The sequence below is a fragment of the Ideonella sp. genome (genome assembly GCF_044358605.1).
Classification (GTDB): Bacteria; Pseudomonadota; Gammaproteobacteria; order Burkholderiales; family Burkholderiaceae_C; genus Ideonella.
The window spans coordinates 1-21,050 of the sequence record NZ_JBIKNQ010000031.1; the positions used below are offsets into that span (position 1 = coordinate 1).

Annotated in this window: 11 protein-coding genes; 2 read left to right on the top strand and 9 right to left on the bottom strand. The window is 64.7% G+C overall.

Features of this window, described 5'->3' with window-relative positions:
- Positions 1-124: 124 nt before the first annotated feature.
- The 5 genes from ACIQ3Q_RS12205 to recC all read right to left on the bottom strand — a co-directional run bounded on the left by ACIQ3Q_RS12205 (position 125) and on the right by recC (position 11,728).
- Entirely contained in the window at positions 125-2,143 is a 2,019-nt protein-coding gene (locus tag ACIQ3Q_RS12205) for an AAA family ATPase (RefSeq protein WP_396269351.1), read from the bottom strand.
- A gap of 53 nt (positions 2,144-2,196) precedes the next feature.
- Positions 2,197-2,367, bottom strand: a complete 171-nt coding sequence (locus ACIQ3Q_RS12210) for a hypothetical protein (protein WP_396269352.1) — start codon at positions 2,365-2,367, stop codon at positions 2,197-2,199.
- Positions 2,368-2,448: 81 nt separating this feature from the next.
- Entirely contained in the window at positions 2,449-4,506 is a 2,058-nt protein-coding gene (recD, locus tag ACIQ3Q_RS12215; protein ID WP_396269353.1) for an exodeoxyribonuclease V subunit alpha, read from the bottom strand.
- Positions 4,500-8,210 carry an exodeoxyribonuclease V subunit beta gene (recB, locus tag ACIQ3Q_RS12220; protein WP_396269354.1) on the bottom strand — a complete coding sequence of 1,237 codons (3,711 nt, stop codon included), beginning with the start codon at positions 8,208-8,210 and terminating at the stop codon, positions 4,500-4,502. The genes recD and recB overlap by 7 nt, the downstream gene beginning before the upstream one ends.
- The gene (gene recC / locus ACIQ3Q_RS12225) at positions 8,207-11,728 is read right to left on the bottom strand and encodes an exodeoxyribonuclease V subunit gamma (RefSeq protein ID WP_396269356.1); all 3,522 of its coding nucleotides are present in this window, start codon (positions 11,726-11,728) and stop codon (positions 8,207-8,209) included. The genes recB and recC overlap by 4 nt, the downstream gene beginning before the upstream one ends.
- 98 nt (positions 11,729-11,826) lie before the next feature.
- Here recC and ACIQ3Q_RS12230 point away from each other — a divergent pair, with 98 nt between their 5' ends.
- Positions 11,827-13,077, top strand: coding sequence for a patatin-like phospholipase family protein (locus ACIQ3Q_RS12230; RefSeq protein ID WP_396269357.1), 1,251 nt, complete (start codon positions 11,827-11,829; stop codon positions 13,075-13,077).
- Here the strand turns inward: ACIQ3Q_RS12230 and ACIQ3Q_RS12235 are convergent.
- The 3 genes from ACIQ3Q_RS12235 to ACIQ3Q_RS12245 form a co-directional block, all read right to left on the bottom strand.
- Complete coding sequence (locus tag ACIQ3Q_RS12235) at positions 13,055-13,306, bottom strand: ComEA family DNA-binding protein (protein WP_396269358.1); 252 nt, start codon at positions 13,304-13,306, stop codon at positions 13,055-13,057. The two genes, ACIQ3Q_RS12230 and ACIQ3Q_RS12235, sit on opposite strands and share 23 nt — an antisense overlap.
- 64 nt (positions 13,307-13,370) lie before the next feature.
- Positions 13,371-15,389 (bottom strand): diguanylate cyclase, encoded by a 2,019-nt coding sequence (locus ACIQ3Q_RS12240; protein WP_396269359.1) that lies wholly within the window; start codon positions 15,387-15,389, stop codon positions 13,371-13,373.
- Positions 15,386-17,359 carry a diguanylate cyclase gene (locus tag ACIQ3Q_RS12245; protein ID WP_396269361.1) on the bottom strand — a complete coding sequence of 658 codons (1,974 nt, stop codon included), beginning with the start codon at positions 17,357-17,359 and terminating at the stop codon, positions 15,386-15,388. Before ACIQ3Q_RS12245 ends, ACIQ3Q_RS12240 begins: the two co-directional genes overlap by 4 nt.
- Positions 17,360-17,653: 294 nt before the next feature.
- Between ACIQ3Q_RS12245 and ACIQ3Q_RS12250 the strand changes: the two genes are divergently transcribed.
- Positions 17,654-19,882, top strand: coding sequence for a PAS domain-containing protein (locus tag ACIQ3Q_RS12250; RefSeq protein WP_396269362.1), 2,229 nt, complete (start codon positions 17,654-17,656; stop codon positions 19,880-19,882).
- 11 nt (positions 19,883-19,893) lie between these two features.
- Here ACIQ3Q_RS12250 and ACIQ3Q_RS12255 read toward each other — a convergent pair whose 3' ends face one another.
- Positions 19,894-20,982 (bottom strand): calcium/sodium antiporter, encoded by a 1,089-nt coding sequence (locus tag ACIQ3Q_RS12255; protein WP_396269364.1) that lies wholly within the window; start codon positions 20,980-20,982, stop codon positions 19,894-19,896.
- Positions 20,983-21,050 lie beyond the last annotated feature (68 nt).

Consider the following 21,050-nt stretch of genomic DNA (forward strand, 5'->3'; position numbering starts at 1 on the left):
GCGCGAAGGCCATCTGTTCGTCGGTGAATTTGCTCTTCCTCATGGCATGAACTCCTAGGCCCTCAGGGGCCATCTTCATGCCGGTCCATTCTGTTACTGAACGGTTCGGATTCTTGGGACAGGGTCAACGCGATTCGCTCAGCTGAACCAGTCGCTCTATCGTCCGTTCCTCCCAGGCTTGATCGAGCGAAGAAATGGGGTCGTCAAAGATGAACGGTGCGTTGCTGGGCTTTTCAGACAGGTCAGCGAGGAATGCCGCGAGCGCAACAATTCTTCGCTCACCCTCACTCAACACTGCGTCGATGGCCTGCTTACCGACAGCGCCTTTGAGCTGCAAGCGGTGTAGCACCTTGCCTTTTTCAGCTTTGGTTTTGACCAGTTCTACCTTGATGCGGGTCGCACCCAGGGCCTGCAACTCACCGTTGAAGCGCTTTACATAGGCTCGTGTGATGACCTGCTCAGCCACTTCGCTCGATTTTTTCGATATGCGCAGTGAGTTCGCCAATGACTTCCAGTCGTCATAGGTCTTGTATTGCTTCAGGCGCTCGACTTCGGCACGCACGGCAACGGCTTGCTGGCTAACCCACTTCTTCGCATCCAGTTCCAACTTCGCCCTCTGCAGCGCGATCATGTCAATGCAATTGGCATCTGCATCGTGTTGGAGTGCTTCTTTCTCAAGCTGGTCGGCAAAGTCTGTCAGTGTCTTGACCGCATCGGAGACATCTGCAACTGGAATGGCTGGCGCCGCCTTCTCGTCATCGATCAATGCTGTTCTGGCCTGGACAGCACTTGCCCAGAATGCTTTCAAGTACTTCGGCCAGACCTCTTCGGAGGTAAGCCCTGCGGCCTGAACATGTGTGTCGGTTTGGATTGACGTCCAAGCAATGGGCAACTGATTCTTCGAGTTCGTGTACGCGGCTTCTGCGGCAGTTGCCTCCGATGCCAGTTTGCTCTGCACAAAGCGTTCAAATGCCTTCAGGCGTTCTTGGGCGGCATGTGACAGTTCTTGGTGGCACAGCACGCAGCGGGCACTCTGCGTGGCTGGAAACGGTTGCGCCGAGTAGACGTCTTGCGAGTACTCGCGTGCAGCCATCCACATAGCTCGCCAGGTGTCAGAGCCAACCTGGTCCAGCTCTGCTGACTCAACCTTTGCAGACTCCATGGCGATCTTGCGTTTGCTTTGAGCGGTGGCACGCAATGCGCGTAGGCTTTCTGTGGCGACGGCACCGTAGGCATTGAATGCCTGTTGCAGGCCGGTCGCAATCTGCTGAACCTGGGTCTGTTGCGCGCGCTTCTGCCTGGCAAGTGCTCCATGGTCACCGGTTTTCAATCGCTCGATGGTCTGGTTCAGTACTCTTTCGTTGTCGTCTGTCCATGTGAGCAGGTCATTCAAGATGTCCTCACTCACATTGGGCTTGAGGCGCGAATACTCCGCATGGGCGGCTGTCGTCGAAAATTGAATTGGCATAGCTGGCAAGGCCTTGATCAGCAGGTCTTGCTCAGCTTGTAGCTTGGCCTTTACCAGATCGCATGCTCCAGCAAGGCCCTCGAACATCGCGACGATGGGAGGGGTATAGGCGGCAGCACTTTCGTTTCTAAGGTAGTGGGCAGCTTCCTCCGCATCGAAGATGTCAACTGCCCGAAGTGCTTCAATGGGCACGGCATTCGCCACCCATTCTGTTTGGGTCTCTCTGCCTGCAAGCGCATATGTGAATTTGCACTTGCTCTTAGGTGCTTTGGGCTGAAAGACATTGGCTTTCAACTCTTGAGCCCTGGGCTTGCCGGTCACTTTTTTCAGCAGCCGCGCGTAGCTGGATTTACCCGATCCGTTATGGCCATAGACTACCGTCAGGTTCGACTTTCCAAATGTCAATGGGCGACGTGGAGCCAGGCCTTCGATGTCTGCAATCTCGCTGATGCTGTGCAAGCGCAAGTCAACATTGGCGTGAGCCGGTTGCGGCAAGCCAGCAAAGAATCGGTGGTTGGTGACCTTTTGCTCGTGCGGCGTTTTCAGCAAGGCCACGAGGTCCTGCACATCGGATTGGCTAAGTGGCCCCTTGCTCAGCAGCCGGTCTGCAGCTTCTTGAAGCCAATCTGGCTGTTGAAGCAGCCATTGGCGGATGTCTTCGCCGGTGGATTGCATGAACCTTCCCCTGATTGATTGTGCTATTCCCGCCGTCAATGGACTCAGGTCCACTAGACAAGCCGCGTGCGGCCCGTCAACAGCTCTTGCATCATCCCGTGCTTGACGGCGCGGGATTTGGCGAGGCGTGCTTCGAGCGCGGTGAGGTCGGCATCCATACCCGAGAGGATGGTGGCGATGGCGGATTGTTCATCTTTCTCTGGAATGCAAAACTCAAGTGACATGACACTTGCAGATGACAGATTGTTGATGTTTGAATCTGCCAAGAGATTGTTGATCTAAAAATCATTCAAAGGGCGCTTGCGCTAGAGCGCATTCACCACCCACCCTAAGCCGCTGGCGCGCTGTGTGCGGTTCTCCAGCGCCTGCCCCCAAATCTGCCGTTGTGGGCACACCAAGGTGAAGGCTTGGCGCGCCCGGGTGATGCCGGTGTAGACCAATTCGCGGCTGAGCAACTGGCCGCCCTGGTCAGGCAAGACCAGGACGGTGTGGCCGAACTCGGAGCCTTGGGATTTGTGCACCGTCATGGCAAAGGCGGTGTCGGTGTGGGGCAGGCGCATGGGGCTGATGGCGCGCAGGGTGTCGCCTTGGGCGAACCACACTTTGAGCGAAGCGGGCTGTCCCGGTGCGCTCCAGGCGGACAGGGTCAGGCCAATGTCGCCGTTGAACACGCCCAGGGCGGGCTCGTTGCGGGTGACCATGACCGGGCGGCCGGGCCACCACAGGCCGTCTGGGCGCACAAGGCCGGTCTGCGCCATGGCTTGTTGAATGGCGTCGTTGAGACCGCTGACACCCCAGGGGCCTTCACGGGTGGCGCAGAGCAGGCGGAAGCGCTCAAAGCTTTGCAGCAGGCCACGCACCCATGTAAGGTGAGCCTCTTCGCTGCCTGCAGGCCGCTCGGCCAGTGCGGCCAGGCAGCGCGCATAACCGCCAGGTTCAGGGGCTTCGGTCCGGCCATGCAGCGCCAGGTGGATCAGGCGTTCTCTTTGGGCTGAAAAGTCTGCGGCCAGCTCAGGCCCGGCGTGCATCAAGGCGTGGGTGGCCCCTGCAGCATCGCCCCGGTTAGCGGCCAGGGCCAATTGGCCAATGGGGCCGCTGAAGCGGCGGCTTTCGCGCAGCATCACGGTCAACTGGGCCAAGGGCTTGGGGCTGCTGCTGGCCAGCGTCTCGGTGGGCAAGGCCTGGCCGGTGGCTTGCTGCAGCCAAGCGGCGGTGGCTGGGCTGTAGCCGCCTCGCTCAGCGCCTTGGCAGAGGTCGCCCAGCACGGCCCCGGCTTCGACGGAGGCGAGCTGGTCTTTGTCGCCCAGCAGCACCAGGCGGGCGTGGGGCGGCAGGGCGTCCAGCAGGGCGGCCATCATCTCCAGGTGGATCATGCTGGCCTCGTCCACGATCATCACGTCCACCGCCAGCGGGTTGCCGGCATGGCGGGCGAACTGCCGGGTGTCGGGGCGGGCGCCCAACCAAGCGTGCAGGGTGCGGGCGGTCTCTAGGCGGCTGACCAGGGCGGGCATGTCCAGCGTCTCGCCGGTGCGCGGGGAGGTGACCTCCGGCAGGGTCAGCAGCGCGTCTGCAATGCTGAGTTTGAGCCGCGCGGCGGCCTTGCCGGTGGGGGCGGCCAGGGCGATGCGCAAGCTGCTGGGCTCGGGCGTGGTGGCCAGCACCGTGGCCAGCAAGCGGGCGGCGGTGTAGGTTTTGCCAGTGCCGGGGCCGCCGGTGATCACGCCCAAGCGGGCGCGCAAGGCCAACGCGCAAGCCTGGCGCTGCCAGTCCACATGTTGCTCATTGGCCGGACCAAAGAGTTGGGCTAGCACCAGGCGCAGCAGGCTGGGCGCTGGTGAATCCTCCGCCGGCTGGCTGCGCCAACGCAGGTGCTGGGCCACCACCTGCTCGTCCGCGTGGTGGCGGCGGAGGTAGAGGCGCAAAGGGTGCTGGGCCAGCACCAGCGGCTGACCCTGGTCCGGTTGCTGCTGCTCACGCACCGTGGGCTGCTCGGCCAACAAACCGTGCCATTGATCCTCGCTGGTAGGCAACAGTGGCCACAGCGACTCCAGTGCTGCTTGGCCCACCGGCGGCCAGGGCAGCCACATGCTGCGCTGGGTGTGCAGGGCTTGCAGCGGCATGCAGGTGTGGCCTTGGCCTTCCAGGTGCGAGAGCAGGGCCACGCCCAGCAGCAGCGCTGGGGGGCTGGCGGGATGCAGATCGTGCACCAGCGCGGCCAGCGCAGCATCCAGGCGCCGCAGCCAGCCCTGCTCGGTCCAGTGGCGCAGGGTGGCCAGCAACTCAGGCGCGGTGAGGGCGGTGGCTGCAGGTTCCACGGTTTCGGGCTCGTCAAACAGCGAGCGGGTCAGTTGGGTGCTCAGCATGGCTGACCCTCCAGCATCGCGTCCAGTGCCTGCAGTAGCGGCCAGGGCGTGGGCACTGTCAGCACACCATGGCTGGGGGCGGCCACGCCGCGGATGAACCAGTAGAGCGCGCCGCCCAAGTGGTGTTCAGGCTGATAGGCGGCGCCTAAGCGGCTGCGCAGCAGGCGGTGCAGGGCCAGTAGATAGAGTACGGCCTGCACGTCGTATCGGGCTTCGACAAAGGCCTGGGCCATGCGCTCGGGCGTGTAGGCCGCGTCCTGCGAGCCCAGGTGGTTGCTCTTGTAATCCAGCACCCAAAAGCGGCCCTCATGCTCCACCACCAAGTCAGCAAAGCCCATCACCAAGCCGTGCAGTTGGCGCTGGGGCAGCGCAGGGCGGGGCAGCTCGGGCCAGAGCTGGGCTTGGCAGAGCCGGTGCACCTCTGGTGCATCTAGTTGGGCCGCTGGCAGCCAAAACTCCATTTCGGCCATCACGCGTTGCAGCTCGGGCGCGGCCACGCCCGGGCCCTGGGTTTGCGCGTCGCACAACGGGGCCGCCAGCAGGGCTTGCAACCAGGCCACGCCATCGTCGGCTTGGGCGCTGCGGCCCGCGCGCTCAAAGCGCTGGCGCAGCGCGGCCTCGGTGCCCGGCCCCCATGCAAAGTGCTGGGTGGCCAGCCACTCCAGTTGCTCATGTAAAAAGTTGCCCGCCAAAGCGCCACGCTCAAAGCGGTGCCATGGTGCGACGAGGCTAGGTGTTGCTGCGGTCGATAGCGGCGCCTCGAGCGACTCAGCCAGGGTTTCATCCTCTGCGGCTTGGCGGGGCAGGGGCGTTAGCGCCGAGCCGTGCGTGCTCATGGCCCGCACTAGAGATGAAAAACTCGCCACGCCCCAGCGGGTGTCAAAACCCCCGGCGTAGGGGCGGGCAGGCGCCAAAGCGGGCGGGGCCTCGGCGGCCACCCAGCGGGTCAGCGGGGCCGGGTCTTGGGCGGGCTCGATGCGCAGCGCAGGCCCCAGCGTGCGGCGGCCGGGCCAGTCGTCCACGGCGGCTTCCAGTGTGGGCACCTCAACCTCCTCTGGCCCCACCAACAAGCGGCCCAAGGCGCTGAGGTGGGATTGGGGCTTCTGGCCTTGGCCCCGCCGCAGCGGCGCAAAGCCCAGCCACAGTGCATGGCGGGCGCGGGTCAGGCCCACATAGAGCAGACGCAGTTCTTCGCGCAGGCGTTCATGGTCTTCTTCGGCCTTGGCCTCGTCGCTGGGGTTCAGGTCCCATCTCTTTTCAGCGCTGTCCGGCAGCGCGCGCTGCACCGCTTTGATCGCCGATTTCTTCAGCGGGCGGAAGTGGCCGGCAAAGGGCATCAGCACCAAGGGGTACTCCAGGCCCTTGCTTTGGTGGATGGTGACGATCTTGACCAAGTCAGCGTCGCTCTCCAGGCGCACGATCTGGTCTTCAGCCTGGCCGCGCTGGGCTCGGGCGTCCAGCACATGCTGGGTCAGCCAGCGGATCAGCCCCGCCTCGCCGGGCACGGCCAGCGCGTCTTGAGCGGCTTGCTGCATCAGCTCGGCCAGGTGCAGCACGTTGGAGAGGCGTCTCTCGCCCCCCATTTGCATCAACCACCGCTGCGGCAGCCCCAGCCGATGCAGTGTTTGCCGCCACATCGGCAGCACGCCCTGGCTGCGCCAGACGTTTTGCAGGCTGCGCATCAGCTCGCAGCGCTCGTCGAGCAGCTCGTCGTCTTGGGCCATGCGCTGCAGCTCGTCTAAGCTCAATGCCCAGGTGCTGCTGGCCCAGGCGGCACGCACCAGGCCGATGTCGCCTGGCTGGGCCACGGCCTGCAGCCAGCGCAGCAGGTCCAAGGCCTCTTGCGAGTCGAACACCGATTCACGGTCACTCAGATAGACCGAGGGCAGAGCCCGCGCCTGGAGTGCTCGGCGCATGGCCTGGGCTTCGCGGCGGCCGGGCACCAGCACGGCGACATCGGCGGGGCGCAGGCGCGCAAAGCCCTTCTCGCTGTCAAAGCCTGCGCTGTCATCCATCAGCCAGGTGCAGATGCGCTCGGCGGCCAGTGCGGCCATGCGCTCGCGGTAGGCGTCACCGTTCAGCAGCTCGCCCTCCCAGCAGACGGTCAGCGCCGCTTGGTCCAGCCCACCCACCACCCAGCGCTCGGGGCGGCCTTGGGCCAGCACGGGCGCGAAGGGCAGGGGGTTGCGGCCATCGGCCTCGCGGTAGGCAAAGGCACCTCGGTTGGCCTCGCGGCTCTCGGCTTGCTCAAAAAGCGCGTTCACCGCCTGCACCACGGCGATGCTGGAGCGGAAGTTGGTGCCCAGGCGGTAGTGCCGCCCCGCCGTGGCGCGGCGGGCTTGCAGGTAGCTGGCAATGTCAGCGCCCCGGAAGCGGTAGATGGACTGCTTGGGGTCGCCAATCAGCAGCAGCGCGGTGGCCGGGTCGTTGGCTGGCGGGTGGAACAGTGCATCAAAGATCTGGTACTGCAGCGCCGAGGTGTCTTGAAACTCATCAATCAAGGCGACGGGCGTTTGCTCAACGATGCGCTCACGCAGCCGCGCACCTTGCGGGCCGAGCAGCGCCTTAGCCAGGCGCTCTTGGACCTCGCCAAAGCTCAGCTCGCGCCGGGCCTGTTGCAGGGCACGCATGCGGCGCTGCACGGCGTGGGTGGCCACGCAGCGCAGCGCGGGGGCGAGCTCGGGCAGATCGGCCAAGTCGGCTCGGAGTTGGGCGAAGGCGTCGAATACTGGCGGAATGGGCGTGTCCGGGGCGTTTTTGTTGCGACAGGTCTCCAGCGCGTCGGGCATGAAATAGCACACGCCCTTGTCGGTGGACATGGCTTTGAAATCCGGGGCTTCAGCCGTGTCGTTGCGTGCCCATGTGTCCAGCACAGCCAAGCGCTTGGCGACGGTGTCGGGCTTGAGCTTGTTCCCACTCCAGTGCTTTGTTGGGAGTTGGACCTCAAACCAAGCTCGCATCGCCGCCACCCGCTCAGGCCAGCCCTGGCGTGCGGCCTGCACCCGGCGCAGGCGCTCGCCGCCCACTTCGTCCAGCGCCTGAGCCAGGTTTGCATGGGGCGAGTCGGGCAGGGTGTGGGGGAGCAGGTCTTTGAGATCCGCGGCCATGCGGGCCAAGTCCGGCCAGATGCTGGCCAAGGCCGTCATCTGCGGAGCCGTGAGCGGGTAGGCCTGCTGGCGCCAAACGTCTTGCAGGGCTTGTTGGCGCAGGGCTTGCTCTTCGGGCTGCAGGGTTTCGTCAAACAGGCTGCCGCTGTCCAGCGCATGCTCGCGCAGCATGCGCTGGCACCAGGCGTCGATGGTGTGGATGGCCGCGTCGTCCATGCTGGTGGCGGCTTGCTCTAGCCGCCAGGCGGCTTGTGGCCACTGGCCTTCCGGCCAATCGGCCTTCAAGGCCGTCAGAAACTCGTCCTCGTCTTTGGCCGCTAGGCTGCCCCGGAAGGCCTGCGCGGCTTGCACCAGGCGGGCCCGAACACGGTCACTCAACTCGCGCGTTGCAGCGCGGGTGAAGGTCATCACCAAGATCTGGTCGGGCCGCAGCGCGCGGGGGTGGGCGGCCTCGCCGCCATGCCCCAGCACCAAGCGCACATACAGCGCCGCCATAGTCCAGGTTTTGCCGGTGCCCGCACTCGCCTCAATCAGGCGGCTGCCCCAGAGTGGAAAGCTCAAGGGCGACAGGGCTTGCACGGTGTCGTCGGTGCTCATTCGTCGCGGCCTTCATCGTCGCTGTCGTCGCCAGCCTCGCCATGCCATTCGATCTGCGCGGTGGCGGCCCAGGCGGCGAGCGGGTCGTAGACCGCCTCGGCCAGATCCTCAAACTCGCCGCTGGCCAGGAGGCTATCCGCATCTGCAAAGAGCCGAGCCACGGCTGGGTGATCCACGTCGCCGACTTGGCGTTCGTCCCCCTCAAAGGCCTTGGCAACGTCTTGCTCCAGGGCATAGGCCAGGCCGGCACGCAGCGTCAAGGGTAAAGGCCGAGTTTGGCCTTGGGCCCAGGTGCTCAAGAGATGGGTCAGGACCTCGCCGGCGCTGTCGGCGTCCGGGGCTTCCAGGCGCACGGTAGCGTCGGCGCCGATCAAGGTCAGACCGGCGAGTTGCCCCTGCGCCGCCAGTGCCGTCAAGCCGACCCAAGCGGCCAGCAGTTTGTCGGGGCGGACGCGGTCGACCTGCTTTTGGCTGGAGGCGGGGATTGCCACCTTGCTGGCCGAGACCTCTACCCACTGAAAGGCCCCAGGGCTCTTGGGCTGTCCACGCAGCCCTGGCAACCAGTCGTCCAACGGTGCTTGCTCATGCGCCCAATGCAGCGCCGCCGGGCCCAAAGCCTGGGGCCAGGCTTGCAGCGCCTGCAGCCACGCTTGCAAGCTGTGCTGCCACGTGGCGCGCAAGCGGGCCAGGCCTTGTTCGCCGGGCGCGCCCAGCGGCAGTTGGCCCGCACTGGCCCAGTGCTGCACCATCGCGTCCATCAAGGCTGGGACTTGCGCTTGTGCGGCACGGGTGTCGCCGTCCTGGCACAGGGCCAGCAGCGGGGCCTGCAAGCCCTGCAAGGCGGCGTCGCCCAGCTGCCAGTGCGAGAGGCCATCCAAGGCAAAAACTTCGTCGTCGCCCGCGCCATCTTTGGGGTCGCGCAGCTCGACGTGCAACTGGCTCCGCAGGTATTCGGCCACCGGGTTCTTGAGCCAGCGTGCCAAGTCTTTGAGCGTGACGGGCTGCGGGCCTTCAGTCGGCGCTGTGGTGTGAGTTTGCGGGACAACGGTGGGGCTGTCATGGGCGCCGCGCCACTCGGCCGCCCAGGTGTGCAGGGCGCTGCCCTGTTCAAAGTAGCGGCGGCTGAAGGGCTGCAGCGGGTGGTCCACGGTGCGGGCTTGCACGGCGGCCTCGCCCCAGCCGCTGACCAGGTAGTCGCGCAACTGGGCCACCAGCACCGAGGGCGGCTGCTCGCCGTTGTTGCGCGGGCTGAAGCCGGCCCAGCTGACATAGAGCACGCGGCGCGCGGCCAGCAGGGCGTCGAGCATCAATTGGCGGTCGTCATCGCGGCGCGAGCGGTCACCCGGCCGCGCCATGCTGGGCAGGGCCAGCAGGTCGAAGTCGTTGCGCACGGCGCGGCGTGGGTAGTCGCCCTCGTTCATGCCCAGCAGGGCCACCACCTCAAAGGGGATGGCGCGCATGGGCATCAGGGTGCAGAAGGTCAGCCCCCCGGCTTTGAAGCGCTTGTTGACCGAAGGCTCATCGACGGCGTTGAGCCAAGCCTCGCGGGCCACGTCCATAGGCAGCTCTGCGCTGAACTGGGCCTCGGCGCAGTGGGCCAGCCAGGTGCCCAGGGCTTTGTCCAGCGCGGCCAGGGTCTGGCGTTCGTCGTCGGCTTTGGCCAGCAGCAGGTCGGCCAGCAGGGCGCGGAAGCGCTCGGCCCATTGCGTGGGCGTGGTGGGCGTGGCGAGGGCCTGCGCCCAGTGCAGCAGGCGCTCCAGCAGCAGGGCCAGGCAGCCTGCCAGCTCGGCGTCCAGACCGCCGACCTCGGTGTACGGAGCGATGCCCGCATATTCACCATCCCCGCGCGGGCCATTCATGAAGCCCAGCAGCATGCGGCGCAGGGCCCAGAGGCCCGAGGTCGTCTCGCCGCTGGCACCCAAACCCAGGCTGTCGCGGTGGGTGGCGTCCAGGCCCCAGCGCCAGGCGGCGCCTTCCATCCAGGCGTTCAGGCGGAAAAGGCCGTCTTCGGGCAGGCCAAAGCGCTGGCGCAGGGCGGGCACGTCCAGCAGGTCGCGCAGCTCAGACAGGGTGCAGCGCTGCTGAGGCAGGCGCAGCAGCCAGTCGAGTGCGGCTAGCAGCGGGCTGGTGTCGCGGCTAGAGAGGTCGGCAATGTCAAAGGGAATGAAGCGGGGGTCGTGGCGTGGGATGGCGCCAAAAACGGCGCGGATGGCCGGGGCAGCCGCCGCAATGTCCGGCACCATGACCACCATGTCGCGTGGATGCAGTGCGGCACTGTTGCCCTTGCCGCCCGCCGCCATGAGAGTCAGCAGATGGTCTTGCAACACTTCCAGTTCGCGTACCAAGCTGTGGCAGCGGCGAAAGACGATGCTCTGGTCGTCGTCGGCCAAAGCTAGGCGCGGGTGCTCGTGCAGCGGGCGCAGGTCGCGGATGTGGGCCTGTACCTGGCCCAGCAGAGGCAGGCTGTCGGCGGGGCTGTCGTCGAAGAGGTCGATGCGTGGCACATCGAGGGCAGCTTGCAGGCGCTGCGACTCATCAAAGGCATCCAGTTGCCGCACCAAGTCGCGCGCCTGGCGGCCCCAGGCGGCCAGCAGCGGGTGGGCGTGGGCATGCATCTGCTCCAGCGGCACGGTGCTGAGGTCGGCCCCGCCGCGCTGGTGGCGTTTGGCGGTGGCGCGCAGCAGCTCGCGGCCGTCGATGATGTCGCCCCAATAGACGCTGCAGGGGTTGGGCAGGGCCAGCATCACCGGGATGCGGGTGGCCAGCGCGGCCAAGAGGTCCAGCGTGCTGGCAGGCAAGTGCGTGGTGCCAAAAAGCAGCACGCGGCCGGGCAGCGGCTGGGCCGTGGGCTCGCTGCCGCGTAGGGCAGCGATGGCGCGGCGGTGGACCTCGGGGCGCAAGCCTTGCTGGTCGGCCGCTTCAGTGACGGTGCCCAGCACCCGGCGCCACAGCTCGGCCTGCCAAAGTTGGTCTGCAGGCAGCGGGTTGCTGCTGCCTTGGGGCTTTTGCAGCACATCGTCCTTGGCCTTCCAATCAGCCAGCCAGTCGGCGCGGTACATCTGGTACTGGTCGAACAAGTCAGCCAAGGTTTGGGCCAGTTGCCAGCGCCGGGTGGCGGCTTGCTCACCTTGGCCCAGGTAGGCACGCAGCGGCGCAAAGGCGTCTTCTTGGGCCCAGGAGGCCAAGCCTTGCATCAGGCGCCAGGTCAGCGGGGCTTTGTCGAGCGCCGACTCAAAGGGCACGGTGTGGGCACCCAGCACTTGGCGGTAGAGCCGCCAGATGAAGCGGGCGGGCAACTCCACCTGGGAAGCCGCGCACACGCCCCAGCGCTGGGCCAGGTTCATCTTCAGCCACTCGGCCATGCCGTTGGAGGGCACGAGCATGACCTCGGGCTCCAAGGGCGGCAGCGGGTGGGCGGCCAGCCAATGGGCCACTGCGTCGGCCAGCCACTCTAGGCGGTTGCCGTGCAGCACCAGCAGACCAGGAGGGTGTAAGGAATGGGAGGCAGGGGCGACCATAGAGGATTGACTTTAACGTCAGGACAGCGAGATGCTGGGTGTTGCCTGGGCTTTTTGAACCCCTGGCCGACTGCATCGACCCTTAGACTTGTCCGACCATGACCCACGTTCCGCAAACCGGCCTGATCCTCACGGGGGGCGGTGCGCGTGCGGCCTACCAAGTGGGGGTGTTGAAGGCGCTTCGAGACATTCGCCAAAGCTGTGTCGCCCCTGCGGGCAACCCGTTTCCGGTGATTGCCGGCACCTCGGCCGGGGCCATCAATGCGGCGGCGCTGGCCGGCTGTGCCGATGAATTTGACCTGGCGGTGAGTAAGCTGGTCGAGGTGTGGGCGCAGTTTCATGCCGATCAGGTTTACCGTGCGGATTCGATTGGCGTGATTCGCAGCGGCGCCAACTGGCTGACCATGATGTCGATTGGCTGGGTGATTGCCCGTTGGCGCAAGCTCAAGCCCCGATCGCTGTTGGACAACAGCCCGCTGGCCAGCCTGTTGAGTCAGCTGGTGGCTGTAGAGCGTGTGCCGCAACTGATTGCCCAGGGGCACTTGAAGGCCTTGGCGGTGAGTGCGTCGAGCTACAGCAGTGGTCAGCATGTGACCTTTTACGATGCTGCCCAGCCAGCCGACCATTGGGTGCGCTCGCAGCGCATGGCGGTGCATAGCCGCATCAGTGTCGAGCACTTGCTGGCGTCTGCGGCTATTCCTTTTGTGTTCCCAGCCACCCGCTTGCCGCTCTTGGGTGAGCAAGAGTGGTTTGGCGACGGCTCCATGCGCCAAGCCGCGCCCATCTCGCCCGCCGTCCATCTGGGGGCCGAGCGTGTTTTGGTGGTGGGGGCAGGCCGCATGCATGAGCCGCCGGGGCGGCGCGTGGGCAGCACCGATTACCCGAACATGGCGCAGATCGCCGGGCATGCGCTCTCCAACATCTTTCTGGATGCCTTGGCGGTGGATGTGGAGCGCCTGCAGCGCATTAACGCGACGCTGCGCCTCTTGCCACCCGAGGCACGTGCCCACACGCACCTGCGGCCCATTGATGTGCTGGTGATTGCGCCGACTCAGCGCTTGGACGACATCGCAGCCCGCCATCTCAACGCCTTGCCTACGCCCATCCGGGCGCTGCTGCGGGGTGTGGGCGTGAATGGGCAGGGGCAGACCGCACGCGGGGCGGCTTTGGCCAGCTATCTGCTGTTTGAGTCGGACTACACCTGTGAGCTGATGGCGCTGGGCGAGGCCGATACCCTGGCGCGACGACAGGAGGTACTGAGCTTCTTTGGCTGGAGCGAGCCGCTGGCGGCTTCAGGGCAGAAGCGGCCTCAGTCTGGGGTGGCCGTCACGGCTTCGGCAACGGTGTAGCGGCCGCCCAGGCTTGGCCGTTGATGCGCAGGCCTCGTTCAGACAGCCGTTTGGCACTCGCCGGACCCAGGCCTTTGACCCGCTGTTGGGCGTCGGCCCAACTGATGAACAAGCCTGCTCGGCGGGCGTGCAAGAGCCGCTCTGCCAATTGGGGCCCCAAGCCGGGGACCTGCTCTAGCTCGGCCTGATTGGCCAGGTTCAGCTCGGTGGTGGCAGGCGTTTGAGCCATGGCTTGAACCAGCGGCAAAGCTAAGCTGAACAGCGCTGAGGCCGTGAGGCGAAGAAGGCTGGGTTTAGGCCGGGGCATGCCCGCCATTGTGCAGCGCCGGCCCCGCCAGCGACTGCAGCTGCGCCTTGCCCAGCCGAGTGGCGCTCTCAAAATCTGCCTCGATCTCGGCCAAGGCTTCGGGCGTCTCCGCTTGCACGGCGGCCAGGCCTAGGGCTTGGTTGCGGCCTTGGCTCTTGGCCAAGTAAAGCGCCATGTCGGCCAAGTTCAGGGCTTGCTCCCAGGCCACATGCAGCGCTGCTTGGGGCAATGGGTAGGTGCCGAAACCCACTGAGGCGGTGACGCGCAATGCCACGGACGGCAGCAGCACGGGGCGTCCACCAATGGCCTGCAGCACAGCATCAGCGACCTCTGCGGTGCGCTTGGGCGTGGCCTGGGCCAGGTGAATGGCAAATTCTTCGCCGCCCCAGCGTCCCACCACATCGGCGGGGCCGATCAAGGCTTTGAGGCGCCGCGCCACCTCTTGCAGCACCACATCGCCCGCGCCGTGTCCGTGCTCGTCGTTGATGCGTTTGAAATGGTCCAGATCAATCAGCAACAGGCCACCCCGGTACTCTCCGGCGTCGCCCTGGGCGGCTTGAATGCTGCGGTGCAGACTGCGGCGGTTGGCCAAGCCGGTCAGGCTGTCCTGCTCGCTCTGCACACGCAAGTCGTCTTGACGGCGGCGCAGCAGGCGCTGGGTTTGACGCATGCGCCGCAACAACAAAATCAGGATGACCATGATGAGCAGTGCCACCACCGCCAGCCAGGCCCAAAGGCGTTGGCGCGCCTGATGGTTGTCCAGCAGGGCTTTCTGCACTGCGTTCTCGCGCACTTGAAGTTCGATCTCTCGCTTCTGGGCGTCTTTGTTGAAACGGCTGTGCAAGGCGCTGAGCGAGGCTTCTCGGTCGGCTGCCAAGGCTTCGTTCTTGAGCTTGCGTTCACGGTGGTAGGCCGACAAGGCGCCTGCCGTGTCTCCGGCTTTTGCCAGGGCTTCGCTGTACTCTTGCAAAGAGCTGGCCAGCTCTTCGCGCGCGCCTGAGCCTTCCCAAAGGGTGAGCCCGGCTTCGATGTCGCGTTTGCCTGCTGCGACCTGCCCCAGGGCGAGACGGGCCATGCCCAAGTTGTGTTTCAGGGTCGCCTCTATGCGCTTGTCCTTCAGTGCGGACATGCTCGATTGCGCTTGTTCCAGGGCTTGAATGGCCTGGGCTGGCCTGTGTGCCTTGAGCTCCAAGTCTGACAAGTTGATGAGGATGGTGACGGCATGGCGGGTGAGGTGTGCAGATTGCGCCAACGCCAGGGCCTCGCGCAGGTGGCCTTGCATCCCGACGCTGTCGTTGCGTGCACCTTGCAGTTGCGAAGTGAACATCAAGACGCGGACCTTCAAGCTTGGCTCATTGGTCTGGTCTGCCAAACCACGGGCCTGCCGCAGCAGGCGGTCGGCCTGGTCCAGCTGCTCGGCATGGATGGCCTGTGCGGCCAAGCCCACCAGGGAGACAGTTTGGCGGTAGGCGTCTTTGCCACTCTTGGCGGTGTGCAGGGCGGCTTGCGCCATGCGTCTGGCTTCGTCCTCCAGGCCCCTGGCACGCGCTGCGCCGCTGGCCAGCATTTGCAACTGCCACTGCCGCCGCCAGTCACAAGCGCTGGTGGGGGGCTCACAACTGAGCTCAAGCCTCTGCAAGCCTGCTTGGGTGTGGCTGGCGGCGCGATCCGGTTTGGCCTCGACCTGTGCCAATTGGGCCAGCACCATGTCGGCAGCCACCAGTCCGGCGTCACCATGCAGGGCAGGGTCAGCTTGCTGCAGTGCTTCTGCGATGGATCGGGCCTCTTGAGCCCGGCCGTTCGCGGCATAGATCAGACCTTGGGTGATGCGACGCTGAAACACATCCTTGGGTGCGGTCAGCGGCAGCAGATCTAAGGCACGCAATGCCCGGTCGGGCGCTTCTCGCCCCTGGCGCTCCAGTCTGTCGAGCGTGTCGGCCAGGCTGGCCGCAGCCAGTGGAGTGCTCAGCGCAAGACTCAGCAGCAGCAAGGCTAACTGCTTCATGCGGGGGCTCCTGGGCTAGGCGTCTCGGTGCAGCCTTGCAGCAATTGCAGGTCAATGTGACCGTTCCGCCAAGCTTCTTCTAGAGAGGAGGCAACAGCCAGCAGATCGTCCTCTCGGGTGATCTCTCTGGTGTGCACGCCATAGGCGCGGTTGCGGCCATGGGCCTTGGCCAAGTAGAGCGCGGTGTCGATCAGGTCCACGGCGCGCTCCCACGGCAAGGTCAGCAGACTCGGCCCCATAGGAAAGCAGGCATAGCCGATGGAGGCTGTGACGGCGATAGATTGACTGTCGTGGGTGACCGGGGCTTGGCACAGGCAGTCCAGCACCCGCTGAGCCAAGCGTTCCGCGTCCTCGGCGGTGGCTGTGTGGGCCGCAATCAGAAACTCTTCACCGCCCCATCGCACCACCAAATCGTCGGCACGAACTGTGGCCGCAAGGCGGCGTCCGACCTCGACCAACACAGTGTCGCCCGCTGCGTGTCCGTGTTGGTCGTTGATCCTTTTGAAGTGATCCAGGTCCACCAGCATCAGGCAGCCGTGCCAGCGGCCATCGCTATGGCGTTCCGCCATGACCTGGGCCATGCGACGCCGGTTGGCCAGACCCGTGAGGGGGTCACGCTCACTCTGGACCAACAACTGGGCATTCACCTGAGCCAATTGCTGGTTGGCGCGGCGGGTTTGGCGCCATAGCCAGACCAGAAGTCCCATGCTGAGTGCGGCGGCACTGGCGATGGCCAACCAGGTGCGCTCTTGAAGTTGCTTGCCTTCCAGGCCTGCTGTTTGCAGTGCGGCCTCTTCCTGCAGCAAACGCAATTCACGTTGCCGTTCGCTGCGTTCAAACCCAGCCTGCAACTCCAAAACAACTTGCTGCTGCTTGTCCTTGAAGAGCCGGTCGGCCAGGGGGCGATACTCGAGGTAAAGCTGGAGGGCGCTGTTCAGGTCTCCGGCGCGCTCTAGGTAGCCGGCAGCCTCCTTTAATCTCGCGGCTTTCTGGCTGATCTGCCCGGACTCCTCGTCCAGTTTGATGGCTTCTTTGAGGTCCGCTTTGCCCAAGTCAAACTGCCTCAGCATGATTCTGGCCATGGCGCGGTTGGAAAGCGCCAAGGCCATCACGCCTTTGTCATTCAATTCTCGGCCCATGCGCAAGGCACGCTCGGACTGCTGGAGGGCGGTGTTGTAGTCCGCGCTCTTGAGACTGAAGTCCGCAGCATTGCCCAAAAAGAGCGCCATAGAGGACTTGTCGCCAGAGTTTTCCACCAAGGCAATTGCCTCGTTCATGGCGCGTAGGCCTTCTGCCGGGAGACCGGACTCCGCATCGATGAAGGCCTCCGCATTGAGGATCTGCGCCAGCACCTCGTCATTGTTCAGGCTGCGAGCCTGCTGCAGTGCTCGCGCATTGACCTCCTTGGCCGCGACGAACTGCTGCATGGTCATGTAGGTCCAGGCCAAGGATGAACGTGCCAAGGCGCCTCGGCGCACGTTGCCCAAACGGTCTGCCGCTTCAATGGCGAGCAGGCGCAGGCGAACAGCTTCGTCTAAATGGCCTGTCTCTTCTTGGGCAAAGCTGAGAATGGAGAGGTACCGGAAGCGGATCAAGTCACCCACTGCGGGCGTCAAGTCGCGTTGGGCGTCCAACAGCCAGCGTTTAGTGGCCTCTGCGTGCGGCTCCAGCGCCGCTCGCAAAACAGCTTGGGCTACTTTGGCATCGGCACCTTCCAAACGCTCTAGACGCGCGACGACGGCCAACGTGGGGGCTTTGTCCTCTGCGTCTGCCAACATCAGTCCCAGGCTCATGAGGAGCTTGGGCTGCGCCTCCTTGGAAGCATGCGTGAGCAAGGTCTCAAGGCCCTGCACGATGGCTTTGTCGTGTACGGTAGGCAGGCTCAGCAGATGTTCGATCTCTTGATCGACCGAGTCTGGTGCTGCGGCCAGAGGCCCGCACAAGACCAGCGCGAACAAAGCCGCAGCCAAGAGATGTCGCGATAAGTGGCGGAGCCCTCCAGAGATCATGGGTGCGTATCGGTCAGTGGGCCACAGACTTGAGCATTGGCTGCAGGCGGAAGGCCATTCTTGGCTGCTTTCATCGGCCTCGCTGATGAGAATTATGTTGCAGAAGTTGGCCTGGGTAAGACTGCTTGTAACGGCGGTCCGTTCGCCTGGCCGTGAAGGATCTGATTCACTTGCGCGGGTCCCCCTACACAAGGGCCTTGGATCGGCCGAAATCCCTTCACTTATGTGCACAGAGCAGCAAGTTGAAGGGCGAGCATGACAGACCGCGCACCAATTGAAGTTGTGCTGGCGGCGTCGCCTGTGGGCTTGCAGTTCACGGAGCACTGGCATTTGCCCGTGTTTGCGGCGGACACCGAAGGTCGCTTGGTGTACGGCAATCCGGCCTTCGCGCGGGCTCTTGATGATGAGATGCAGCATCTGATGGGGTGCGATGTGCGGGGTTGGGTCAGCGCTTGGCAGCCGCCCTCCGCTTGGGAGGCCTTGACGGCCGGCGCCGAAGCGTCCACCAACTGCGGCCTGATTTCCTTTGAGCGCCCAGAGCGTCAGGCGCTGTGGATGGAGGTCTCGTGTTGGCGCCCGGTGCCAGACGCGCCGTCTCCCATCATGTTCGTGGCCACCGACATGACGCTTCAGCGGGCGGCGCAGGAGCGCTTGAGTGAGAGCAACGAGCGCTTGCGCATTGCACTGGAAGGCGGCAACGATGGCCTCTGGGATTGGCTGGACACGCACAGCCAGGACATGTGGTGGTCGCCCGAGTTTGTCGGTTTGCTGGGCTATGAGATGGGCGAGATCGAGCCCAGCTTGGTGAGCTTCGACAGCCTGCTGCACCCGGACGATCAAGCGGCCACATTCACGGCCTTGGCGCAGGCCCTGGAGGGCGGTGCCGACTATCGGGTCGAGTTTCGGCTGCTGACCAAGGCCGGTGGCTACCGCTGGTTCCGATCTCGCGCCAAAGTGCTGCGCGATGAGCAGGGCGAGCACCGGCGCATGGCGGGTTCGCTGCAAAACGTTGATGACCTCAAGCGCAGCCAGGAGCGTCTGGATCTGGCGCTGGAAGGCGGCAGTCAAGCCCTGTGGGATTGGCTGGACACCCACAGCCAAACCATGTGGTGGTCGCCTCAGTTCTACCGCATGTTGGGCTACAGCCCGGGCGAGATTGCGGCGGACTTGGCCGTGTTTGACACCCTCGTGCATGAGGACGACCAAGGCAGCTACTTTGAGGCCCTGGGCGGCGCGCTGGATGACGCGCCGCACCTGAATGTGGAGTGCCGCCTGAAGACCAAGAGTGGGGTCTACCGCTGGTTCAAGCTCTTGGGCAAGGTGTTCCGCGACGGCAGCGCGCAGCACAGCCGGATTGCCGGCTCCATGCATGACATCGACGACAGCAAGCGCATTCAGGCCGACATCCGCCGACGCCAGGAGGAACTGGGCGCCATCGCTGCCATCAGCCCCGATGGCTTCCTGTCCTTCGACGAAGACTATCGCTTGCGCTTCTCTAGCGATGCGGTGGGACGCCTGACGGGCTTGGATGTACAGGCGGCCATGGGCCAGACCTTGCAAGCGGTCTTGCAAGCCCTGAGGCATCTCAGCACCCAAGCCGATCTGCGTTTGGACGAGGCGACCTTGCACACAGGCTCGGTGCAGACGGGCGTGACCGCGTCTCCGGGGCGCACAGTGGAGTTTTCGTGGCACCAGGCCGTCAATGCGGCTGGCAGCAAGGGCGAGGGCGGCGACGCTGAGGGCACGCACCTGCTGAGGGTGCGTGATGTGACGGTGGAGTTAGAAGCCGAGCAGATCAAGGCGGACTTTCTGACGGCAGCGGCGCATGAACTGCGCACGCCCCTGGCCAGCGTCTATGGCTATACCGAGCTGCTGCTGAACTACGACATGCCCACGGAGCGGCAAAAGAAGATGCTGGCGACCATTTATCGCCAGTGTGAGGTGTTGATGACCATCGTCAATGAGCTGCTGGACATGGCGCGCATTGATGCGCGCGGCGGTCTGCCCTTTGACCTAGAGCCGGTCGACCTGCATGCGCTGGCCTGTGAGGTGATCAGTGACTACCCCGTGCCTCCAGACCGCCACGCGCCTGTGCTCCAAGTGGGTGAGGGCCCTTGGGTGGCCTGGGCCGAGCCAACCGAGGTCAAGCAAGTCTTGCGAAATCTGCTGTCGAACGCTTACAAGTACTCGGAAGCGCTCAGCACAGTCGCCGTCGGCCTAGATGTGGAGTCCGGTCAAGAGACCGGGCGCCAAGTCAGTGTCAAGGTGTGTGACCAGGGGGTGGGCATGGACCAAGAGCAACTGGCCCATGCCACCGAACGCTTTTGGCGAGCCGACAAGAGCGGCCACGTGCCGGGGGCAGGCCTGGGACTGAGCTTGGCTCAAGATGTCATGAAGCTGCTGGGCGGTGAACTCCGCATGAGCAGCAGCCCAGGCCAGGGCACGACGGCTTGGTTGACCCTGCGCGAAGCCACCCAACCCTAAGGCCCAGCGCTTCAGCCATCTTGGCCCTTGCGCCGCATGAAGAGTGTGACGATCAAGGTCACGATCAAGATCGGTGCCACAAAGCTCAGCATGGCCGAGGAGAACGTGGGCAAAGCAGCGTGCTGCTGTGCGGCCATGATCAGATAGGCCACATAGGCGGCATAACCGCCCAAGAAGAGGCCGCCTTCCCAGCGGGCGATCTCACAGCCGCTGATGAATACCGGCAGGCACGCCAAACTCACCGCCAACATGACCCACAAGTCGAAGCTCAGCAGGGCGGGGGCGATGGGCAAAGTGCCCCCCATGCTGCTCGCTGTGACGCTTGACAGGCCGACGACGCCCAAGATGTTGAAGGTGTTGCTGCCCACCACATTGCCCACAGCAATGTCGCGCTCGCCCTTGAAGGCGGCGGTCAGGCTCGCCGCCACCTCGGGCAGGCTGGTGCCCGCCGCCACGATGGTCAACCCAATGACAAGGTCGCTGACGCCCAGGGCTTTGGCGAAGCTCACGGCCGCCGTCACCATCCAGCCAGAACCCAGCACCAATGCGGCCAGGCCCACGGCAATCAGGGCCACTTGCACCAGCCAATGCTTGTCCCAGGAGCCCTGGGCTGCAGGCTGCAACTCGGCCTCGAACTCGCTGGCTGCGCCGGCGCTTTCTCGGCGCGATTGCACGATCAGAAAGACCGTGTAGGCGATCAGCAGGCTACAAAGCAGCACGCCGTCAAACAGGGAGATGCCGCCATCCAGTGACATGACCGCCAGGAGCAGGCCCGCACCGATCATGATGGGCACCTCTTGGCGGATCAATTGCACATGGACAACCAAGGGCACGATGAGGGCACTGACCCCCAAGATGAACAGCACATTGAAGATATTGCTGCCCACCACATTGCCCACGGCGAGATCCATCTTGCCGTCCATCACGGCGCCCACGCTCACGGCCATTTCTGGCGCGCTGGTGCCGAAGGCCACGATGGTCAGCCCCACAACCAGGGGGCTGATGCCAAAAGACAGTGCCAGCTTTGAGGCCCCTCTGACGAGTGCGTTCGCACCCAAGACCAAGAGCACCAAGCCGCCGATAAAGAGTAGGAGGTTCATAAGTGACTGAGCGTGAAAGTGGGTGGGCAACGAGATCGTAACGACAAACGCTTACCCACAGCACTTGG